This window comes from Marinococcus sp. PL1-022, assembly GCF_033845285.1.
Classification (GTDB): Bacteria; Bacillota; Bacilli; order Bacillales; family Marinococcaceae; genus Marinococcus.
Genome location: NZ_JAWXCX010000001.1, coordinates 110085 through 131446, shown reverse-complemented (window position 1 = coordinate 131446; position 21362 = coordinate 110085). Strand labels below are relative to the sequence as shown.

The following is a 21362-nucleotide window of genomic DNA, read 5'->3' as shown; positions in this document are numbered from 1 at the left end:
TTTTCTTAAGATGACGTGTACATACCGCCGTTCACATGAATGCACTGGCCGGTCATATAGGAGCCTTCATCCGATGCCAGCAGAACATAAGGGCCCATCAGTTCCGAAGGCTGTCCCGGACGTCCCATCGGCGCCGTAGTTCCAAATTCCGCCACGGAATCTTCATCAAAGGTTGAAGGGATTAACGGTGTCCAGATTGGTCCCGGTGCCACCATATTTACCCGTATGCCTTTACCGACAAGGTTGGCTGCCATACTGCGGGTAAAGCCGTTAATGGCTCCTTTGGTGGACGTATAATCAATCAGGTTCGGGTTACCAGTATACGGATTAATGGAAGTAGTGTTGATAATAGAGCTTCCTTCTTTTAAATGCGGAATTGCAAACTTGGTCATATGAAATACGGAATATAAATTAGTTTTGAATGTTTTATCCCACTGTTCCAGCGAAATATCCTGCAAATCGCTCGTTGGAAACTGAATCGCAGAATTATTTACAAGAATATCGAGTTTGCCAAATTCATTCACTGTCTTTTCAATCAGTGATTTACACGTTTCTTCCTCCGAGACATCTCCGGGCAGAAGCATAGCCTGTACGCCTTCGTTTTCAATCAGTTTTTTCGTTTCATCGGCGTCGCTCTGCTCTTGCTCCAAATAATTAATGACTACATGGGCTCCCTCTTTGGCATAGGCGATGGCCACCGCGCGGCCGATGCCGCTGTCACCACCAGTGATCAGAGCCACCCGGTCCGTCAGCTTTCCGCTTCCTTTATAATCGAGCGGCTGGATTGGCAGCGGCTTCATCTCTGACTCAAGGCCCGGCTGCTCCGGCTGGCTCTGCTTTGGCTGTCCACCCATCTGCTGTTTATTAATATCCATTTATATCAGTGCTCCTTTTTCATTGTTAAGGTAATACTTTTTTAGTTACCTGCTAACAGGAAATAGTAAACATTTATAACCGGAGGCACCTGAAAATGGCATAAAAAAAGGTTCTATGTCTAATGTTGGGGTGACCCCCTCCATTATCCGGCGAGCGACCATTTATATTGATGATGCAATAACACTTTGGCCCGCAGGCGGTCGTACCGCTGGAACCCGAAGGCGTTCCGTTTGATCACCTTGGTCTGGTTGTTCAGTCCTTCCACGGTGCCATTGTGATAATCGAACGTAAAACTGTTCAGGATTTCGGTCTGCCAGCGCCGGACGGTGGCGGCAGCCTGGGCCATGTCCGGGCACCCGCTCGCTTCCACCTGCCGGTAGAAGGCGTACAGATCATCCCGGATCGCGCCGGCCTGGCCGGTTGTCATCCGGCGCTTGCTCCGCTCAAACCAGGCCCGAAAGGCTTCTTTGAGTTCATATGCCGTCCGGAGCTCTTCCGACTCGGCCAGGTAATAGTCCCGGATCTTCACCTGTTGGGCGGTGAGGTCTTCGGCTTTTTTGGTAAACACGTGCTTCAGCCGTTTGCACCGCTTGCGGTGGTAGGACGACAGGGTGTGCTGCACGCGGCGCCGGACCCGTTCGAGAGCCCAGTACACGTGCCGGTGCACGTGAAACCGGTCCGCCACGATGATCGGACGGTTCAGGGCCCGCCGGGCCGCCTGGTGAAAGGGCGCACTCATATCCATCACGACCACCTCCACCTGGCCGCCTTTCTGCTGCAGGTACTGCTTCAGTGTCTCTTTCTTCCGGTCCGGCAAAATGTCGACCGGACGTCCGGTAGCCCCGTCCGCCACCAACAGCTGATACTTGCCGGCGCTCGTGTCGCCTTTGTACTCGTCGACGGCAATCACCCGTGGCAGCTGCTCCACGTGCGGGAGCGTCCGGGAAGCCAACTCGTCAAACCGGCGCAGCGCCGTCGTGACTGACGTGGAAAACTGGCGGGCTGTATCGGTGAAATTCTTGCCGGTGACCAGCCGGAGGCCGAGGGCCTGATTCCATTCCCGGCTGTGCCGCTGATACCGATCGACCAGTGGATTAGCTTCAGCAAATCGCTTCCCGCAGGGGCAGGCGTACCGCCGCCGACGATAATGAAGCACGGTTGGCCGTTCAAACCAGGCCGTATGCTGCACCCGCTGCCACCGGTAATCGTGGACCCGCCGGGTCCACGTGCCACAGGCTGGGCACCGGGACCGTTTCCGGGGCACCGCCACCTGAAGGTGCACCATTCCTTCCCGTTCGTCGGTGTGGAGGACCCTTACCCCTTGGAGGCCGGGGATCGTTATGTTACTATACATATGCACGCAACTCCTATCCTGCTTGGTTTTCGTCGACGCAAGTATAACGGATATCGGAGTCTGCGTGTTTTTTTGTGTCTGTACCCCAACAAATATTATAGAGCCTAAAAAAACTGCCCGGAGCTCCCAGACAGTTCAATCATTCTATTTAGTTACGGATAATAATATAAATCAGGTAAATAATATATGCGGCTGCAAGAACAGCGCCTTCCCGGCGGCCAATTCTGAAATTGGTTCTCGAAAAAACGAGCAGCAGCACTGTCAGGATGATCATAAGCGAAATGTCCATAAAAATTTTGCTTTCTACTGCAAGCGGAGAGATTATGGAAGCGGCACCGAGCACAAAGAAAATGTTGAAAATATTGCTTCCGACAATATTGCCGATCGCTATGTCTGTTTCTTTTTTAATCGCCGCCGTAATGGAAGTAATCAATTCCGGCAGGGACGTCCCAATAGCAACGATAGTCAAACCAACCAGTGTTTCACTCATCCCAAACGCAAGCGCAATTTCAGTCGCGCTGTCGACTACCAGGTCCCCGCCAAAAATGATGGCTGCGAGCCCGCCGACGGTCAGCAGTATATTTTTTGTCCACGGGGCAGCCGGAGCACTCATTTGGTTCTCTGACTGGGCAGCCCGGTTCCTTCGGGCCACTTCAAATATATAATATAAAAACACGGTGAAAAACAACAGGAACACAAAGCCATCACTACGTGTGATTACATTTTCACTAAGCGCCTGAAGAGCAGTGTCACTCATTAGAATAAGAAGCGCCACACCCGCAAGCAGTGTGAAAGGAATCTCTTTTCTCACTGTTTCATTTTCGACGGCGAGCGGGGCAATTAATGCCGTTACACCGATCACAAGCGTGATGTTGAAAATATTGCTTCCAATTACGTTACCGAGAGCAACACCGGCACTGCCGTCCAAGGCGGCAAGGACACTCACCGTTGCTTCCGGAGAGCTTGTGCCAAAGGCTACAATCGTCAGCCCGATTAAAAGCGGGGACACCTTTAAATTGCCGGCAATGCTTGAGGCGCCATCAACAAAAAAATCGGCACCTTTAATCAGGAGTGCAAAACCAATGAGTAAAAACAAATACGCCAACCGCTTCACCCTCACTTTAATATTCTTAAAAAAACTTAATATACTATTTGCAAAGAATTTTCGACTCCCTTGCCCGGGGACTGCTCTGCTTATATCCTTCTGAAATAAGACCATTTTTATATTACTTCAATAACAGAGGGTAAGCGCAATACATCTCCCTTATTATACCTAATTCCGTTAAAGTTTCCTATAAAATATAGTTGATTCAGGCTAAGTTAATTAAAGCTCATATTTCCATTGCCTCTCAATATTTTATTCAACATTAACTTATAAAAAGAGTCCATTGGATTTTTTTCCAATGGACCCTTAGTATATATTGCTGTCCTGCCGAACCTTTGACTATTCGACAGTTACGCTTTTTGCCAGGTTACGCGGCTTATCCACGTCGCAGCCGCGGTGCATCGCTGCATAGTAAGAGATAAGCTGCAGTGGAATGACAGAAACAATAGGCGTCATTACTTCGTGCAGATCCGGAAGTACGATGTTATCGCCTTCCTGGTGATTTGTTTCGGAGGCAATCACGCATGGATTGGCTCCACGTGCCACCACTTCCTGCAGGTTCCCCCGCGTATTTAAATTGACATGGTTCTGCGTCGTTACGGCAATGACAGGGGTGCCTTCTTCAATAAGCGCAATTGTACCGTGCTTCAATTCGCCACCGGCAAATCCTTCAGCCTGAATGTATGAAATTTCCTTCAGCTTTAATGCACCTTCAAGCACCACATGATAGTCAAGTGCACGTCCAATAAAGAAGCAGTTGCGCGTTTCACTCAAATATTCTCTTGCGATGCCTTCCATAACATCTTTTTGGTCACAAAGTGTCTCCATGGCGTTAGCCGCGAGCCCCAGCTGCTGAATAGCATTAAAATCAGATTCAATGCCGCGGGCCCGGGCAATGTCCATAGCAAGAATTGACATTACCGCCATTTGAGCAGTGTAGGCTTTCGTTGAAGCAACCGCAATCTCAGGACCGGCGTACGTATGAAGCGTAAAATCTGCCTCACGGGACAGCGTCGAGCCGGGTACGTTCGTAATCGTGATCGAAGGATGACCCTGTTTTTTCACATTTACGAGCACACCACGACTGTCGGCAGTCTCCCCGCTTTGGGAAATAAAGATAAACAACGGCTTTTCGGAAAGAAGCGGCTGGTTATACAAAAATTCGCTCGCAATGTGTACTTCCACCGGCTTCTGTCCGATTTTTTCAATCATTTCTTTACCTACGAGTCCGGCATGATAGCTTGTACCGGCTGCGAGAATATAAATGCGGTCAGAATAATTAATCGCTGCACGAATATCTTCTTCAAGCTTAATGTCGCCGTCTTCGTCCTGGTATTTCTGGATGATGTTACGAATAACAAATGGCTGTTCATCAATTTCCTTGAGCATAAAGTGATCGTAGGTGCCCTTTTCGGTATCAGATTCGTCAATGTCTGTCACAAAAGGCTCGCGGCTCTGAACAGTTCCTTCCAGGTCTTTTACCTGCACAGAATCACGTGTCACGATAACAACTTCTTCGTCCATAATTTCAATAAACTGCTTCGTCGTGTGAAGCATTGCCATTGCATCCGAAGCAATAACGTTTTTACCTTCTCCTAAACCAACGAGGAGCGGGCTCTTATTTTTTCCGACATAGATGGTTTCTTCATCATCGTTGTCGATTAATGCCAAAGCGTAGGATCCTTTTAGAAGAGCCAGAGTACGCCGGAAGGCAGCTTCTGTTTTAAGCCCTTCCTGGCTGAACTTCTCTACAAGCTGCACGATGATTTCCGTATCAGTCTGGCTGCGAAGAGACACTCTGTCAAGGTAATACTGCTGGAGCTGCTGATAGTTCTCAATGACCCCGTTGTGTACAAGCGTAAAGCGGCCGCTGATGCTTTGATGCGGATGCGCATTGTCCCGGCTCGGCGCTCCGTGTGTCGCCCAGCGCGTGTGGCCGATCCCGATCGTACCATTTGCCTGGCCGTTTACCGTTTCTTCGAGAGCGGCAATGCGTCCTTTTTCCTTGTATACACTAACACCGTCATTGTCTACTAACGCTATACCGGCCGAATCGTAGCCCCGGTATTCAAGCTTATGAAGTCCCTTTAACAAAATGTCCGACGCCTGCTCATTTCCAATATATCCTACAATTCCACACATACGTGGATACCCTCCTATAACCGGCGGGGCATGAGCATATGTCGCGGGACATTTACTGATGCCCCACTCGTCTCGTTTAATTTTTTTATTGGTGTTGTTTTCACGGGTGCTCTTTCACGATTTCATTTTCCAGTTTCATGCCTTTGTCCTGGCCTTTAGCCACGAAGTCGCCTTCATGATTTAAGCCAGCACTTTCAGCTGAGACATGCAGCCGGGAGGCATCCGCCGATTAATCGATAAACCTCCACCTCGTCAACTGTTCTGTTTTTCGTTCCAAAACAGTCCTAGCGCTTCAATAATGAAACTTTACTCCTGCTCCTTTCTTCACTAGATTTATACATAATAATACGCTATCTGCTTGCTGTAATCAATTGTGAAATTGTGAAATTTTTTCATGCAAATATGTATATTTCCTCTTTTTAAGAAACACTTAATATTAGTCGCAATTTACATAAAAAAGTTACACACCGCATGACCGTTACCGAAATTATTATATTTTAAACCTAAAGAACGCCGGGCTCTGCCACCCGGCATTCTTTACTTATTTATCCAGGCCCATTTCTGCCTGAACTACGTCAGCAATTTCTTTTACGTAATTGTTGCACAGCTCTTCTGTTTCAGCCTCTGCCATCACCCGGACGAGTGGTTCGGTGCCGGAAGGGCGCACAAGGATTCTTCCTTTGTTTCCGGTTTCCGCTTCGATCCGGTCTATTACTTCTTTAACCTTTGGATTATTTTCCACCTCGTATTTATCCGTCACGCGGACATTGACCAGCTTTTGTGGAAATCTCGGCATTTCAGCGGCAAGCTCTGATAATTTTTTGCCCGATTTTTTTACCATATCCACGAGCTGCAGTGCGCTCAGCATTCCATCCCCTGTGGTGGTCAAGTCAAGAAAAATCAGGTGCCCGGACTGCTCTCCTCCCAGGCTGTACCCATTTGCCCTCATTTCTTCCATGACGTGGCGGTCTCCAACTTTTGTCTGCACCGTTTCAACATCAATCTCCTGCAGGGATTTATGCAGGCCTATGTTGCTCATAATCGTCGTTACTACCGTGTTTTTGTTCAGCATCAGCTCCTGCTTCAAATGCTTGCCACAGATATACATAATCTGATCGCCATCAACAATGTTCCCGTTCTCATCTACAGCAATCAGCCGGTCTGCGTCGCCGTCAAAGGCAAGACCAAGGTCCGCTCCTTTTTCAACGACGAAGGCAGCCAAAGCTTCCGGATGCGTAGAGCCAACACCCTCATTAATATTAATTCCATCCGGGTTGTTTCCAATAGTAGAAATATCAGCCTCAAGATCTGCCATTAAATGCGGAGCTAAAGAAGAAGCAGCCCCATTTGCACAGTCAAGAGCGATGTGCAGACTCGAGAAGTCCTCACTGACTGTATTCTTCAAAAACTGGAGATATTTCTGACGGCCCTCAAAATAATCATTAACGCTTCCAAGCTGCCCTCCCACCGGGCGGGGCATCTGGTCGTCTCCTTCGAGGTGGCGCTCGATTTCCGCTTCCTGATCGTCGTTCAGCTTGAAGCCATCTGCTCCGAAAAACTTAATGCCGTTATCTGCCACCGGGTTATGGGAAGCGGAAATCATAATCCCTGCCTGAGCACTGACTGCCTTAGTTAAATAAGCCACTCCCGGCGTAGTAATGGTTCCAAGACGCATCACTTCCACTCCAATGGAAAGAAGACCCGCGACCATCGCTCCTTCAAGCATTTCCCCGCTGATCCGCGTATCCTTGCCTATTAATACTTTTGGATGTTCATGATCCTTCGTTAACAAATAACCGCCAGCACGTCCGAGCCGGAAAGCAAATTCCGGTGTCAGTTCTGTATTGGCAACACCCCTGACTCCGTCTGTACCAAAATATTTCCCCATGGTTAAATCTCTCCTTTATTCTTACACAATTCCCTGATGATGTTTACTGCTGTTCCCCGTCCGTTTCAGTATTTTCTTCCGCAGGAACCTCTTCTTCATTTTCTGCCGGTGTTTCTTCTGTACCCCCGGAGCCATCTTCTTCAGTGTTTCCAGATTCTGGTGCCGGCTCTGTTTCTGTATCATTATCCTGTCCATTTGACCCGCTGCCATTTTCTGTATCTTCTGTCGAGCCATCCTGACCGGAAGAATCACCTTCTTCATCATTCTGACCAGAGTCTTCGGGCTCGTCTGTATTTTCGTTCTGCTGCTCTTCCGGCGTCTCACCTTCCGGCTCTGCTTCCTCTTCCGTTTCTTCTCTGCTTTCTTCCTGCTGAAGGGTTACTTCCACATTCTCCCTTGCCGGAGAAATCTGCACTCCTTCCGGCCCGCTCGCTTCCACAGGAAGAATATAGGACTCCTCACTGGAGGAGCCGCTGCCGCTCCAAAGTGCCTCCAGCGTAATATCTTCTGCACTGACACCCTCAAGCGTTCCGGCTGCTCCATATATTTGCACATTCATTTGGCCCGAGGAAGGGTTCACCCAGCTCGTCGATGCACCTGAAGGCAAATTCACAATCGAAATAGGTACGTTTTCAAGCGTAGCCTGATCTTCGCCCTCTATCGTCACAGAGGCGCTTAAATTTTCAGGATTTGTCCGTTGGATGCCGTCCGGAAGCTGTACATCCAGTTCATACGTGCCGCTTTCACTAATTTCATTCAGGTTGAGAGATGCATTAATGCTTTCTGTATTTTGTACTGCTTCCTCGCTGCCGTAAATAGTTACTGCTTCTTCGGAAGCTGTGACTTCACTAATTGATGTATCTGCACTTAAATTGCCTGTCCGTTCCACGTTTACCGGCACTTCTTTTGAAGGAGCATCAGCAGATAGCTCCACTGATGCCTCCTGCGGTTCTATATTTACATCCAGCTCGTTGCCCTCCGTATCGAGTGCCGCTACCGGAAAGCTTCCACTAATGTCACCATCTGCTTCAGATACATCCACCTGGGCAACAACCCGGTCAATTTGTTCGATAACAGTACCGGCCCCGCTTACCGTCACTTCCTCAGGGCTGACGGTCGGGTTCCCAAAAGAAAACTCTTCATTTTCCTTTTCGTTCAAAATTTGTGTTTCAAGCGGAAAGGTCGTTTCCTGCTTTTCTTCGAGCGTTACCGTGGCGTATTCCGGTGACGGGGTTACCTCCAGATCTGTCGGAAAATCACGATGACTTACCTGAACGTTATGCGTTCCGGCGCCCAGGTTCTGCATGTCTAAATAAAGTTCATAGCTGTCGGACCGAGACAGGCGAAACAGCATAATAGCCGTCTGCGAACCAGCGAGCGTTACATCTGCATTTTCAGTCATATTTGTAATCGCGTACTCTTCCTCATTGTATTCCGGGGTAATATTCACGTCTTCGATTGTATATGTCTGATCTTCACCGTCTGGTACGACGCCGGCGTTATTTACCGTTGGATCCATATTCACAATTAAGTAAAGCATGACGGCAAAAGCAAGAGAGATAAAGCGGACAAACCACTTATTCGCAAAAAGTTTATCCATCCTTTTTCCCTCCCCACTGCCAAATACTGGATGAGTTATTTTCTGCCATCAAATCTTTTTCAAGCATTTTGCGGAGTGTTTCTTCATCAACATCCCGGTGAAGATCTCCATTTTTGGTAATGGAAATACTGCCGGTTTCCTCCGACACAGCCAGCGTAAGCGCGTCTGTTACTTCACTCACACCAAGAGCGGCGCGGTGCCTGGTGCCCAGCTCCTTTGAAATAAAGGGATTTTCTGATAGAGGCAGATAGCAGGCAGCAGCGGCTATTTTGTTTTCTCTCATCACTACCGCCCCGTCATGAAGCGGAGTGTTTGGAATAAAGGTATTAATTAAAAGTTCTGATGTAATGTTTGCATCCATAGATATGCCGGTTTCAATGTAATCATTCATTCCAGTTTCGCGCTCGATGGAAATCAGCGCTCCAATGCGCCTCTTTGCCATATACTTTGTTGATTTCATAATGGCATCAATCGTTTTTAACGTTTCATCTTCTTCTACATAAGAAGCTCTGCCGAAGAGCCTCCCCCTGCCGAGCTGTTCAAGGGCACGCCGGAGTTCCGGCTGAAAGATAATAATGATGGCAAGCAGTCCGTATGTAACCGAGTTCCCCATAATCCATTGAAGCGTTCGCAGACCAAAAAAACTGCTTATAAACCAAACAGCTAAAATAACAGCAATGCCTTTTACCAGCTGGACGGCCCGAGTGCCCCGGATAATCGTGATCGCTTTGTAAATGACATACGCCACCAGCGATATGTCTACGACAATTCGTATGATGTTGAGTAAATCGAAATCTTGTCCAGCAAACATGGCACTTCCTCCAATTGATTCTATCCCGTAAGCAAAGTAACGGTTATATTATATCACAATCACTTCTATTCTCTGCGTGCTTTATTTGGATTTCCGGCAATTTTATTATGTAGTTTGCGCCCGGATTAATAGGCAAACAGCAGCACGCTCTGATAAAAGCCTGCTGCTGTTTATAAACGCCCGTGTTATGCCGCTTCTTCTTCATCCATGTGCCAGGCTTCCTGACTTATTCGTTTCGTATGGTACCAGATCCACTCAAGCACCTGGTCCACTTCCTCAATATTGCCGGAAACACTTCCAGCCGAAGCCATGTAGGGCTCCCCATTAATCACCGTGAGGTCACCATTGACGTTCCCGTGCACATCAACTTCTCCGTTTCGAACGGTTAAATCTCCCTGCACCGTTTCCCCCTCCGGTATGATTACTGCGTTGTTATCGTAATCAATGTTTACATTTTCTCTATCGCCAGAAACCGTCATCTCAGCCCCCGCCTGATCATTCCAGGCAAACAGCACGCTTGAAGCCATCAGCACAATAAACATGGAAACCGCAACCAGCACAGGATGCTGCCTGGACCATGATTTCCAGGCTGTCCGTTTTCTTTTCTTAGGCAGCTCTTTCATGATGCTGTCGGTAAAAGTTTCTGGAGCCCAAACGTGCGAAGTGCCCTGCACTATCGTTACTGTCCGTTTCAATTCCTGGAGACGGTGTGCACATTCCGGATTTTCTTTGATATACGTGTGAAACTTTTCTTTTTCACGTTCATCCATATCACCGTCAATGTAGCGCTGGATGTACTCTTCCTCCCGCTCGTTTAAAGCCATGGTCCCACCCCCTCATTCACGTGTTTCCCAAATGTTTTCTTAAAGCTTCGCGCCCCCTGTGCACGTGCGTTTTTACCGTGTTTTCGGGAAGATCCAGTATGTCACTAATTTCCTGAATAGAAAGGTCTTCGATGTAGCGAAGAACAATAGCTGTCCGGTATTTCGGCGGCAGCTTCAATATCCCTTCCTGCACCCATTCCTGCATTTCCATTGTTACGACCTGTTCATCCGGCAGCCTGTCCGGCGAGGAAAGCTGCGAATATCCATCAAGTCCTTCCGCCCCGGGTATTTCTGCATCCAGGGAATAGTCCGGCTTTTTCTTACGGAGACGGTCGATACAGAGATTTGTAGTAATACGGAAAAGCCAGGTGGAGAATTTTCTTTTTTCGTCATAGCTTTCAATATTGGCGTATGCTCTTAAAAACGCTTCCTGGGCCATATCCTGAGCTTCATAGGCATTGCCCACCATCCGATAGGCGATTTGGTATACCTTGTCTTTGTACAAATCAACCAATTCCCGGAAAGCGTCCTGATCCCCGTCTTTTTTCACTTCTTTCACTAACCGTTTCACTGTTGCATCCATTTGGCGACCTCCACCTCGTGGGACTATACATACGTTCAATGAGTCTATCCGTTTCATTTATTTAACAGCCTTCGGCTGCTTAACTCATCTTTATTATGGTAATTTTTTCAATTCAGCCAATTGTAACACGATTTCCATTCTCTATCTTTATCCATATTACTATTTATGCACCCTCTAGAACCATAGTCACATTTTGGAAAATATGGCATAAATAACTTTGAAAATGAGTTAAAATGGGTAATAATGTAAACACGCACCATATAGGAGGTGAAGAACGTTTGTCTCAACAATATTTACGGCAGGAAATAGAACAAACAAGAGACAGACTCCATCAACTGACTTCCGATCATACGGCTTCCCTGATTTCGGATGATGTCCTGGCTTTAAGCAAGGAACTGGATGTTCTTTTAAATAAATATGAGCTTATATCCCGTAAAACTCTTATGCGTTCTTCCTAAATGCATAAGAGTTTTTCTATGCCCGCGTATTCTACCATGATTCTTTCAGACATTCATCCCTGGAGGATTAAAAGCCTTAAAATTGACATAAAAAAATCAGCCCTTCAGGCTGAACACGTTCGTGTTGTTTGGTGGAGCCTAGCGGGATCGAACCGCTGACCTCCTGCGTGCAAAGCAGGCGCTCTCCCAGCTGAGCTAAGGCCCCCTGCATATGTTTGATCTAACAAAAATGGAGCGGGTGATGGGAATCGAACCCACGACATCAGCTTGGAAGGCTGAGGTTTTACCACTAAACTACACCCGCATAATCTATATACAAATCAACATTATTCATACTATCACTGCTTACCCTGTCCGTCAAATAATGGAGCGGAAGACGGGATTCGAACCCGCGACCCCCACCTTGGCAAGGTGGTGTTCTACCACTGAACTACTTCCGCAGTTCCAAACAAGGATAATAACAATGGTGAGCCATGGAGGATTCGAACCTCCGACCCTCTGATTAAAAGTCAGATGCTCTACCAACTGAGCTAATGGCTCGTATTAAGTGGTGGAGGGGGACGGATTCGAACCGCCGAACCCGAAGGAGCGGATTTACAGTCCGCCGCGTTTGGCCAACTTCGCTACCCCTCCACGTGGTGCCGGCCAGAGGACTTGAACCCCCAACCTACTGATTACAAGTCAGTTGCTCTACCAATTGAGCTAGACCGGCATGTGAAAAACCTGATACATGCCTCTCGGCAAAAACAGCTTTATGTATGGTGACCCGTACGGGATTCGAACCCGTGATACCGCCGTGAAAGGGCGGTGTCTTAACCACTTGACCAACGGGCCATAAACTGCATGAAGCTTTTCTTTCATTGCTACAGTAAAGTATTTTAAAGCATTTTTTTCTCTCTTGCAACCAAATTACTATATTCAAAAAAGTTTGATATTTTCTTGTTTTATTCTATCAGTATATAAAAAGCCGGCCCATGATATCAGGCCGGCTGAACAATTATTATCGATTAGATGCAGAGCCTGTTTTTGTGCCGCCTTTGCTTCCCTGGCCGCTTTGAAGAGAAAACAGGTTGGAATCGATCGAAAACGTCAGTCTTTCTCTTTCCCGTTTCCGCTTTAACGCTAATTGAATCAGCTGATGAATCAATTCGCTGTAGCTTTTCCCTGCCGGGTCCCATAGATAGAAGGAAAGCGATCCCGGAATCGTGTTGATTTCATTTACAAATACTGTTTCGGTGCTGTCCTCAATCAGGAAATCAATCCGGGAGACACCACTGCAGCCAAGAATTTGGAACGTATCCTTGGCAAGCTCCCGTACTTCGCCTGCTTTTTCTTCTGTGATGGGAGCCGGGATTTCCCGGTCTGTCGCTTCCATTCCCTTGGACGAGCTGCCGTTTTTACCGCCCTGGTATTTATCTTTATAGCTCAGTATTTCATCTGTCTTGAGTACTTTTTCGATTACCGACGCTTCTACATCTTCGTAGTCACCTACAACAGAACAGTTCACCTCTGTCATACCTTCGAGCATTTTTTCCACGAGAATTTTTCCCGCGAATTCAGTAGCTTCTTCAACCGCCTGCTCCAGTTCCTCCCGGTTTTTTGCTGCGCCGATACCGACGCTTGAACCAAGGTTGGCCGGCTTTACAATGACCGGATAAGGAACACTCTCTTCGATCATGGCAATGACGCTTTCGGTGTCCTCTGCCCAATGGTTGCTGTAGAACCACACATCATTTAGTACCGGCAGACGGGAGTCTCTCAAAATCTGCTTCATCATTACCTTATCCATGCCCACGGCCGAAGAGGCTACATCGCAGCCGACGTAAGGCAGGCCGTAAAGCTCAAACAGCCCCTGAAGCGCTCCGTCTTCGCCAAACGTTCCGTGAACAATTGGAAAAGCAACATCAATTGCAGCCACTTCTTTTTTGCCGAATTTAGGTGCAGGCTTTTTGTGAAGTACCACGTTATCTTCTTCCCCGTACGTAATCAGCACCTGCTGAGCCTCGTTCAATAATTTCGTCATGTCTTTATAGGCTTCAATATCCCGCAAGACATTGCCGGTATACCACTTACGTTCTTTACTGATGTAAATCGGGACGATTTCGTACCGGTCTTCATCCATGGACTCCATAGCCTGTACAGCTGAAATGACAGAAACCTCGTGTTCGACGGAAATACCGCCGAAAAATACTCCTATTCTCGTTTTCATAATATCCGCTCCCTATGTCTTTACTCGTTGAATGAATCCGGAAGGTCATTTTCAAGCAGTACCACGGATGGCTGAGTCGCGATTTCGTTCATTTTTGCCAGGGCGTCCTGAAGGTCGGAGGCAACGTACAACTGCTCTTCCGGATAATTTTTTTCTTTTAACCCGTCCTGAAGCGGCACAGTCTGTTTCTTTCCGACTAAAATAATGAAATCACACGCATCTGCCATGTAAGTACCGAGTGCTTTATTTAATTCATACTCTTTTTCCCCAAGCTCAACCATGCCCGGGGTTATGGCAATTTTGTATTCCGGCATATGACTTAATACTTCCATAGCCATCCTGGAGCCAACCGGATTGGAATTAAAGCTGTCATCCACAATCGTAATGTTGCCATTCGTTTTTTTCAGCTCCAGACGGTGTTCCACCGGCTGAGCCTTCCGCAGCGCTCTCGCTATTTTTTCAAACGAGATGCCCTTTTCAGAGCCGATAGCCACGGCAGCTAAAATATTATAAATATTATGGCGGCCGAGCAGTTTGGTCTGAATCTCTGCAGTGGTTCCGTCATATTTCACCACGGTAAACGACGTACCCTTGGAAGAGTATCCAATATTTTTAGCACGGTAATGAAGATCTTCGGCGTCGATGCCGTAGTAAATCGTCCGGCACTGGTTCTGCTGCTCGTAGCTCATAATGTTTTCATCATCTTTGTTCACAAAAGCAGTACCTTCCTGCGGAAGCGTTTCGACAATTTCAAATTTGGTTTTTTTAATGTTATCGAGCGTTTTGAATGTTTCGAGATGCTGCTCTCCTACCGCAGTTAAAACACCGTACCGCTGGTGCACAATATCACAGATTTCTTCAATGTCTCCCGGTCTTTTCGCGCCCATTTCGGCAATGAAAATTTCGTGATACGGCCTCAGCATCGTCCGGATCGTTTTTGTCACGCCCATCGGCGTGTTGTAGCTTTCCGGGGTCATCAGCGTATTAAATTCGGAGGAAAGAACCGTTTCAAGCATGTGCTTAGTACTTGTCTTTCCGTAGCTTCCTGTGATGCCTATTACTTCAAGGTCCGGCATCGATTTAATAATTCGTTCTGCATCATTGACGTAATGCTGGCTGATTTTTCGTTCCATTGGGTAATTAATATAGTTCGCGCCCATCGTAATAAAATACGTAAGAATCGTCGCAATGACTGTTAAAAACACGAGCCATCCATACGTATAAAATAATGCCGTGTTACCGAGCAGAAGCCCCGCTGCAGTAAACAGTACGAAGAGGACACCGATCGTGATAAACAACCGTTTCACCCGTGCTGTGACTACCAGCGCCTTCTTCTCCTTCAGCTGCGGCATAGTCAGGGCCATAAACAGAAAGTAAATAAAGCCAATAATCAGGCCTAATGCCTCTGCTCCGAAAAGAAACGGCACAACAGCTGCAAGGCCGATCGTGTTCCGGATTGGAAATGCCCTCGAAGTATGAGCTTTAATCCATCCCCAGAAGCGCTCATTCTTGTAAGAATTCTGTTGGAGCATATGTGTGCTTCGTTTCGTAAAGCGCACAGTGTAAAATGCCCAAGCCGCCAGGTATAAAATCGCTAATATTGTATTAATCATGCTGTGCGGCCTCCTGCTCTTCGTTTCTTAAAAAGTGGTCAATAATGATTAAAAACTCGTTTAAATTGTCAATGTACGAATAATGGCCGGCTCCGCGCAGTACGACAAGACCCGCATTTGGCATCTTTTGTTCCATGATCCTGGCGTCCGATACAGGAGTTGCCTCGTCATTTTCTCCCCACACGAGCAGCACCGGAGGCGTAACATGCTCAAAATGGTGCTGCAGGTCTTCATTGACCACCTTCACCATCGTCTGCTGCATCACACCGGAAACATTTTGGTAATCTGCCGAACCGACCCGGCCTTTGACTTTACCTAGAATTTCCTGCTCGCGGTTTTTTAACCCAGGCAGCTTCAGCAGCTTTTTAAAGGTTTTATACGTATAGACTTTCACGTAATATTTCAGCTTTCGTTTTGGCTTTACGCCGGCGCTGTCCACCAGAATAATTTTCTTCACCGGGTTGTCTGCTGCATACTTAATCGAAACCCGCCCCCCGAAGGAGTGGCCGATAAGAATCGGGTTGTCTATGCCGGTTTTCTGCAGCCATTTTTTCAGCAATTCGGTATAGTCACCGACCGTCCAGGATTCAGGCGGCTCCCCGCTTTGGCCAAAGCCTGGAAAATCAATCGACCAGACCCGGAAGTTTTTTTCCAGTGATTGATGCACTGGGGCAAATGCCTGAATGTTTGCGCCCCATCCATGTAATAAGACGACATCTTCCCCTTCGCCGGACACATGGTAGTTCACGTTAACCCCATCTATATCTATATACACAGCGAGACTCTCCTATTCTAATTTTTCTATATTCTGCATAATGCAGACCTGCCATTCATGACCGCATCCTATGTAATAAACCTTTATAACACAGTAAAATTATCAGCTGAAACACAATATCCCAGTAATTTTTCATCTACACAAATCCACCACTTTATATTATCACATAATCTTAAAGACGAGAATGACGACTTTGCGATTCCCCGAGGCGTCTGTACAGCTTCGTTCATTATATTTGTTTCTCGGTATTGTTTCAGTTAATATATGATAGTTCCACACAAAACCAAATTCCCTGAAACTAACAATAGAAAGCGTGAATTTTTATGACAAATGAATCCTTACACGTCGGGCCGGCCCAGAAAAAGAAGCTTATTTTTCTGGTGGCTCTGATTTTAACCATCGCGGTTATGAACGGCACCATGTTTAACGTAGCAATTCCCGATATCCAGTCGTATTTCGGCATCTCTTCCTCCCAGGTCAGCTGGGTACTTACTTCATACATTATGGTCTACGCTATCGGGGCCCTGATGTATGGAAAACTAGCAGACTTTTATTCCATTAAAGCTCTGCTCACCTTTGGCATTATCCTTTTTGCTGCTGGTGCAACGCTCGGCCTTTTTTCTGAAAGCTTTGCCATGCTTATCGTCGCCCGGGTCCTTCAGGCGGCAGGCGGAGCAACTATTCCCGCGCTCGGGTTTGTGATACCTGCCCGCTTTTTCCCGGAGGACAAAGGCCGGGTATTTGGCTTGATTTCTTCCACAATAGCCTTCGCTTCCGGCGTCGGGCCAATTGTTGGCGGGCTGCTCGGGGGATGGCTCAGCTGGCGTTATTTGTTCTTATTTTCTATTCTATCGCTTTTAGCTCTCCCTTTTCTTAGAAAATGGCTGCCGGATGAAGAAAAACGTTCCGGGTTTATCGATTATTTAGGTGCTGCTCTTTTCGGAGTGGCAATAGCCGGAATTTTACTGTTTGTTACTACTCTTCAATGGATCTTTCTTCTTATGTTTATCGTTTTCATGGCTGTTTTCGCTTTTCGGACGGCGAAAGCGGACGATCCATTTATCCGCCCATCCCTTTTGAGAAACAAATACTATACTGTTACTATTTTGACGAGTTTTCTCGGAGTCTGCAGCATGTTCGGTCTTTTGTTTATCATTCCGCTAATGACCAGAGAGCTGTATGAACTTTCCACTACGCAGATTGGCCTTGTTATCTTTCCGGGAGCCATCCTTGCCGGTTTTCTCGGACGCACCGGGGGCGACCTTGCAGACCGCCACGGGCCAAAGGTAGTTGTTATCGCTGCCCTGGTTTTCATTGCTTTTGGAACAATGCTGCTTTCCGGATTTGCCGGCGTTTCCGCAGTCGCTGTCTCTGTTGTCCTGATTATTGCTTATATAGGATTCCCCCTCATTCAGAGCTCAACCGCCAACATTTTGTCTTCTGTCCTTGAAGAAAATGAAACCGGCGTCGGCATCGGCATGTTCAACCTGATGAACTTCATGGCCGGAGCTTTCAGCAGTGCCATCTTTGGAGCTGTGCTCGGAATTCAGGGCGTGACCACCTCGTTGAACCCGTTTGCTTCCGGCGGCAGCAGCGCCATTTATTCTAACGTTTATCTCGTCCTGACCCTGGTTTCCCTGTTCGCCCTTGCCATGTTTATGTACACCTTCCGCGCCTTCCGGGTCGAGCCCCGGTCGGAGAAAAATCCTGAATAAGGAGACCGGCACTCAGCCGGTCTCTTTTTTGCTATAATAGGTTAAATCAAACCGAAGGGAGCGAAGGCCTGTGCAGAGACGCCGTGTATCCGTAAGCGATTTAGCCTATGAAGCTTTAAAGCAAAACATCATTGAATTTCATTATTCCCCGGGGCAGGCGCTCCGTGAGGAACAACTAACTGAAGAAATCGCAGTAAGCCGTACGCCGCTCCGTCAGGCGCTCTACCGTCTCGAGCTCGAGGGATTAATTGTGAAAAAAGCGAATGGGCGTATGGAGGTCCAGGAGCTCAGTATTGAAGAAGCTGTCGATATTTTTGCCGTCCGGGAAGCACTCGAAGGACTTGTGGCTAAAGAAGCTGCCGTGCGGGCCTCCTCTGAGGCTGTTACAGCCATGAGAGAAGCACTTCTGCATATGGCTGAAGCAGATGAACGATTTACTTCCATTACGTACGGCAGCCGCTTCCATCATCTATTGTATGAACACGCTTCGCCTACGGCGGTCCAGTTTTTAAACCAGCTGAACAGCCGTCTTGAAAGATACCGGCGGCTCAGCGGCTACAGACACCCTGATTATACAATCGATACTCCAGTATCTGAACACGAAAAAATCCTGGCTGCTATCGAACAAAAAGATGGCCCGGCGGCTGAGCATTACATGCGCACTCATATCCAAAGAAGCCTCGCCTCGACGAAAGAAACACTTGAATTTCATATTTCTTCTTCCTAGCAGCCTGTCGAAAAGGTTTTTGCCTTTTTCCAAATAATTGTATACAATTATACAAAGAAGCAGCTTATATTTTTAACCGTTTTTGAAAACGCTTTAAAAATAAAGGAGGCACCACTATGTCTGCAGAAAACGAGTACAGCCCCGGACTCGAAGGTGTTATTGCCGCCGAGACGTCGATTTCCTATCTTGATGTGGAGCAGGAACAAATTGTTATACGCGGCTACGATCTAATTGAATTAGCGGAAAACCGTCATTTTTTGGATGTTGCTCATTTGCTTCTTTACGGCTCTCTTCCAAAAACAGGGGAGAAGGAATCATTTCAGGATCGCCTTTATCAACAGCTCGATCTTCCGGAATCCCTGACTTCGTCCTTTTCGTTGTTTCCTGCTTCAATGAGTGCCATGGATATGCTCCGTACCGGCATTTCCCTGCTTGCGGGCTCAGAGAAGCATATGCATGATCAGACTACAGAAGCCAACCAGAAAAAAGCGGTCAAACTGCTGGGTGCTGTACCTGCCATCATCGCCGGCAGTTATCGTACCCAGCAGCATGAATCACTCATATCTCCAGACCCTTCCATGTCTTTTAGCGCCAACATGCTTCACATGCTCACCGGGAAAACGCCAACAGCATTGGAAACCGAAGTGTTTGACCAGTCGCTTGTGGCCTACATTGAGCATGAAATGCCAAACTCAACATTCGCAGCCCGGGTGATTGCCTCCACACAGGCCGATATGTATGGTGCCTTTACGGGTGCGGTGGCTTCTCTGAAAGGACCGCTGCACGGGGGAGCCAATGAAGCCGTTATGCATCTCCTGCTCGAAGCCGGCACCCCGGACGGAGTCGAGCGGCTCTTCCGGGAAAAGCTGGCCAACAAAGAACGAATCATGGGATTTGGCCACAGGGTGTATATGAAAAAAATGGACCCGCGCGCCCAGCTGATGAAAAAATCGCTGCACCGACTCGCGGAAAAGCAGGATCGCATGGACCTGTATGATATGTGCATACGCGGTGAAGAGCTGATTGCAGAAGAAAAAGGGCTGCATCCAAACCTCGACTACTACGCAGCGCCGGTGTATTATCTGCTCGGCATCCCAATTGACCTGTATACGCCTATCTTTTTTGCATCGCGGGCCGCCGGACTCGGAGCTCATGTGATCGAGCAGCACAGCAATAACCGCTTGTTCCGCCCGAGAGTCAACTACACCGGCCCGCGGGGCATTACGTTAACCTAAAGGAGGAAATGAAAATGAACCAGACGATGCAGCAGACAGATGCTTTACTGACCGACATCGCCGACTATGTATATGACCAGGACATTTCAAGCAGCGAGGCGTATGATACCGCCCGCTATGTATTAATGGATACGCTAGGGGCAGGAATCCTGGCATTACGATATCCGGAGTGCACCAAGCAGCTCGGACCTATTGTGCCGGGCACTATCGTTCCGAACGGCGCACGCATGCCGGGCACCCAGTTTGAACTCGACCCGGTGCATGCTGCTTTTAATATCGGCTGCGCAATCCGCTGGCTCGATTATAACGATACCTGGCTTGCCAAAGAATGGGGTCACCCTTCCGATAATCTCGGAGGCATTCTTGCCACCGCCGACTATTTAAGCCGAAAGCGCGTAGCAGAAGGCAAAAATCCCCTGACGATGTACGACGTACTAACCGCCATGGTGAAAGCCCATGAAATTCAGGGATCCATCGCTTTAAACCACAGCTTTAACCGGGTCGGGCTCGACCATGTGCTTCTCGTTAAAGTAGCTACGACAGCGGTAGTCACCCACATGCTCGGCGGCAGTAAGCAGGAAATGATCAATGCGGTTTCCAACGCATGGGTGGACAATTCCAGTCTACGCACCTACCGCCATTATCCAAACGCCGGCTCCCGTAAATCATGGGCCGCTGGTGACGCCACCAGCCGTGGAGTCCGTCTTGCCTTAATGGCTGTGAAAGGGGAGATGGGGTATGCTACCGCTCTTTCTGCTAAAGGCTGGGGCTTTCAGGACGTAATGATGAACGGTGAGGAGCTGTCTGTGCCGAAAATGGGTACTTACGTGATGGAGCACGTCCTGTTCAAAGTCTCCTTCCCGGCTGAATTCCACGCCCAAACCGCTGTGGAAGCCGCTATCGAGCTGCACAGGGAGATAAAAGAACGGCTGCAGGATATTGAGCGCATCGATATTGTTACTCATGAAGCTGCTATCCGCATTATCGATAAAACCGGCCCGCTGCAAAACCCTGCGGACCGGGATCACTGCCTGCAGTATATGACAGCTGTCGGCTTGATCTTTGGACGGCTTGACGCTGATCACTATGAGGATTCCGCTGCCGCAAATCCTGTGATTGACCAGCTCCGCAACAAAATGATTGTTAAAGAAAACAAACAGTACACCGAGGATTACCTGGATCCATCCAAGCGTTCCATCCCCAACCAGGTGCAGGTACACTTTATGGACGGCACAAGCACAGCTCCCGTAGAAGTGGAATACCCGCTCGGCCACCAGCGCCGCCGGGAAGAGGCCAAGCCGCAGATTATCGAAAAATGCCGGCAGAACCTGAATGCCCACTATCCGCCAAAAAAGGCCTCTCTGCTTCTGGAGCAAATGCTCGACCATGACCGGCTGGCAGAAACTCCTGTTCATCATTTTATGTCAGACTGGGTTTACTAAAAGGA

At 47.9% G+C, this 21362-nt stretch carries 17 protein-coding genes and 7 tRNA genes; 5 read left to right on the top strand and 19 right to left on the bottom strand.

The window, feature by feature from the left end; translation table 11 throughout:
- Positions 1 to 5 precede the first annotated feature (5 nt).
- The 9 genes from SIC45_RS00720 to sigW all read right to left on the bottom strand — a co-directional run bounded on the left by SIC45_RS00720 (position 6) and on the right by sigW (position 11183).
- The gene (locus SIC45_RS00720) at positions 6 to 875 is read right to left on the bottom strand and encodes an SDR family oxidoreductase (RefSeq protein ID WP_319630691.1); all 870 of its coding nucleotides are present in this window, start codon (positions 873 to 875) and stop codon (positions 6 to 8) included.
- A 143-nt stretch (positions 876 to 1018) separates the two neighbouring features.
- Positions 1019 to 2236: an ISL3 family transposase gene (locus tag SIC45_RS00715; protein WP_319630690.1), complete on the bottom strand. Its 1218-nt coding sequence runs from the start codon at positions 2234 to 2236 to the stop codon at positions 1019 to 1021.
- A gap of 142 nt (positions 2237 to 2378) precedes the next feature.
- On the bottom strand, positions 2379 to 3335 hold the full coding sequence (locus tag SIC45_RS00710) for a calcium/sodium antiporter (RefSeq protein ID WP_298784648.1): 957 nt from the start codon (positions 3333 to 3335) through the stop codon (positions 2379 to 2381).
- 339 nt (positions 3336 to 3674) lie between these two features.
- Positions 3675 to 5477, bottom strand: a complete 1803-nt coding sequence (glmS, locus tag SIC45_RS00705; protein WP_319630689.1) for a glutamine--fructose-6-phosphate transaminase (isomerizing) — start codon at positions 5475 to 5477, stop codon at positions 3675 to 3677.
- A 541-nt stretch (positions 5478 to 6018) separates the two neighbouring features.
- Positions 6019 to 7365, bottom strand: coding sequence for a phosphoglucosamine mutase (gene glmM, locus SIC45_RS00700; RefSeq protein WP_319630688.1), 1347 nt, complete (start codon positions 7363 to 7365; stop codon positions 6019 to 6021).
- A 43-nt stretch (positions 7366 to 7408) separates the two neighbouring features.
- Positions 7409 to 8965, bottom strand: coding sequence for a YbbR-like domain-containing protein (locus SIC45_RS00695; RefSeq protein ID WP_319630687.1), 1557 nt, complete (start codon positions 8963 to 8965; stop codon positions 7409 to 7411).
- Entirely contained in the window at positions 8958 to 9776 is an 819-nt protein-coding gene (cdaA, locus tag SIC45_RS00690) for a diadenylate cyclase CdaA (RefSeq protein ID WP_022794289.1), read from the bottom strand. The genes SIC45_RS00695 and cdaA overlap by 8 nt, the downstream gene beginning before the upstream one ends.
- A gap of 185 nt (positions 9777 to 9961) precedes the next feature.
- Positions 9962 to 10600 carry an anti-sigma factor gene (locus tag SIC45_RS00685; protein ID WP_298784635.1) on the bottom strand — a complete coding sequence of 213 codons (639 nt, stop codon included), beginning with the start codon at positions 10598 to 10600 and terminating at the stop codon, positions 9962 to 9964.
- 16 nt (positions 10601 to 10616) lie between these two features.
- On the bottom strand, positions 10617 to 11183 hold the full coding sequence (sigW, locus tag SIC45_RS00680; protein WP_298784633.1) for an RNA polymerase sigma factor SigW: 567 nt from the start codon (positions 11181 to 11183) through the stop codon (positions 10617 to 10619).
- A 233-nt stretch (positions 11184 to 11416) separates the two neighbouring features.
- Here sigW and SIC45_RS16500 point away from each other — a divergent pair, with 233 nt between their 5' ends.
- Positions 11417 to 11641, top strand: a complete 225-nt coding sequence (locus SIC45_RS16500; protein ID WP_366139511.1) for an aspartyl-phosphate phosphatase Spo0E family protein — start codon at positions 11417 to 11419, stop codon at positions 11639 to 11641.
- A gap of 129 nt (positions 11642 to 11770) precedes the next feature.
- Here the strand turns inward: SIC45_RS16500 and SIC45_RS00675 are convergent.
- From SIC45_RS00675 to SIC45_RS00630, 10 genes are all read right to left on the bottom strand, one after another.
- Positions 11771 to 11846, bottom strand: a tRNA-Ala gene (locus tag SIC45_RS00675).
- 25 nt (positions 11847 to 11871) lie between these two features.
- Positions 11872 to 11945: transfer RNA gene (locus SIC45_RS00670), tRNA-Gly, on the bottom strand.
- Positions 11946 to 12006: 61 nt separating this feature from the next.
- Positions 12007 to 12081: transfer RNA gene (locus SIC45_RS00665), tRNA-Gly, on the bottom strand.
- A 24-nt stretch (positions 12082 to 12105) separates the two neighbouring features.
- A tRNA-Lys gene (locus SIC45_RS00660) sits at positions 12106 to 12181 on the bottom strand.
- 8 nt (positions 12182 to 12189) lie between these two features.
- Positions 12190 to 12274, bottom strand: a tRNA-Tyr gene (locus SIC45_RS00655).
- Between the two features lie 3 nt (positions 12275 to 12277).
- A tRNA-Thr gene (locus SIC45_RS00650) sits at positions 12278 to 12353 on the bottom strand.
- A 47-nt stretch (positions 12354 to 12400) separates the two neighbouring features.
- A tRNA-Glu gene (locus tag SIC45_RS00645) sits at positions 12401 to 12475 on the bottom strand.
- Between the two features lie 166 nt (positions 12476 to 12641).
- Positions 12642 to 13850, bottom strand: coding sequence for a D-alanine--D-alanine ligase family protein (locus SIC45_RS00640; RefSeq protein ID WP_298784630.1), 1209 nt, complete (start codon positions 13848 to 13850; stop codon positions 12642 to 12644).
- Between the two features lie 20 nt (positions 13851 to 13870).
- Positions 13871 to 15463, bottom strand: coding sequence for a Mur ligase family protein (locus SIC45_RS00635; RefSeq protein ID WP_298784628.1), 1593 nt, complete (start codon positions 15461 to 15463; stop codon positions 13871 to 13873).
- Positions 15456 to 16238 carry an alpha/beta hydrolase gene (locus tag SIC45_RS00630; RefSeq protein ID WP_319630686.1) on the bottom strand — a complete coding sequence of 261 codons (783 nt, stop codon included), beginning with the start codon at positions 16236 to 16238 and terminating at the stop codon, positions 15456 to 15458. The genes SIC45_RS00635 and SIC45_RS00630 overlap by 8 nt, the downstream gene beginning before the upstream one ends.
- Before the next feature lie 323 nt (positions 16239 to 16561).
- Between SIC45_RS00630 and SIC45_RS00625 the strand changes: the two genes are divergently transcribed.
- From SIC45_RS00625 to SIC45_RS00610, 4 genes are all read left to right on the top strand, one after another.
- Entirely contained in the window at positions 16562 to 17953 is a 1392-nt protein-coding gene (locus SIC45_RS00625) for an MFS transporter (protein ID WP_319630685.1), read from the top strand.
- 70 nt (positions 17954 to 18023) lie between these two features.
- Entirely contained in the window at positions 18024 to 18680 is a 657-nt protein-coding gene (locus tag SIC45_RS00620) for a GntR family transcriptional regulator (RefSeq protein WP_319630684.1), read from the top strand.
- A gap of 116 nt (positions 18681 to 18796) precedes the next feature.
- Entirely contained in the window at positions 18797 to 19915 is a 1119-nt protein-coding gene (gene mmgD / locus SIC45_RS00615) for a citrate synthase (RefSeq protein ID WP_319630683.1), read from the top strand.
- Between the two features lie 14 nt (positions 19916 to 19929).
- Positions 19930 to 21357, top strand: coding sequence for a bifunctional 2-methylcitrate dehydratase/aconitate hydratase (locus SIC45_RS00610; protein ID WP_319630682.1), 1428 nt, complete (start codon positions 19930 to 19932; stop codon positions 21355 to 21357).
- Positions 21358 to 21362 lie beyond the last annotated feature (5 nt).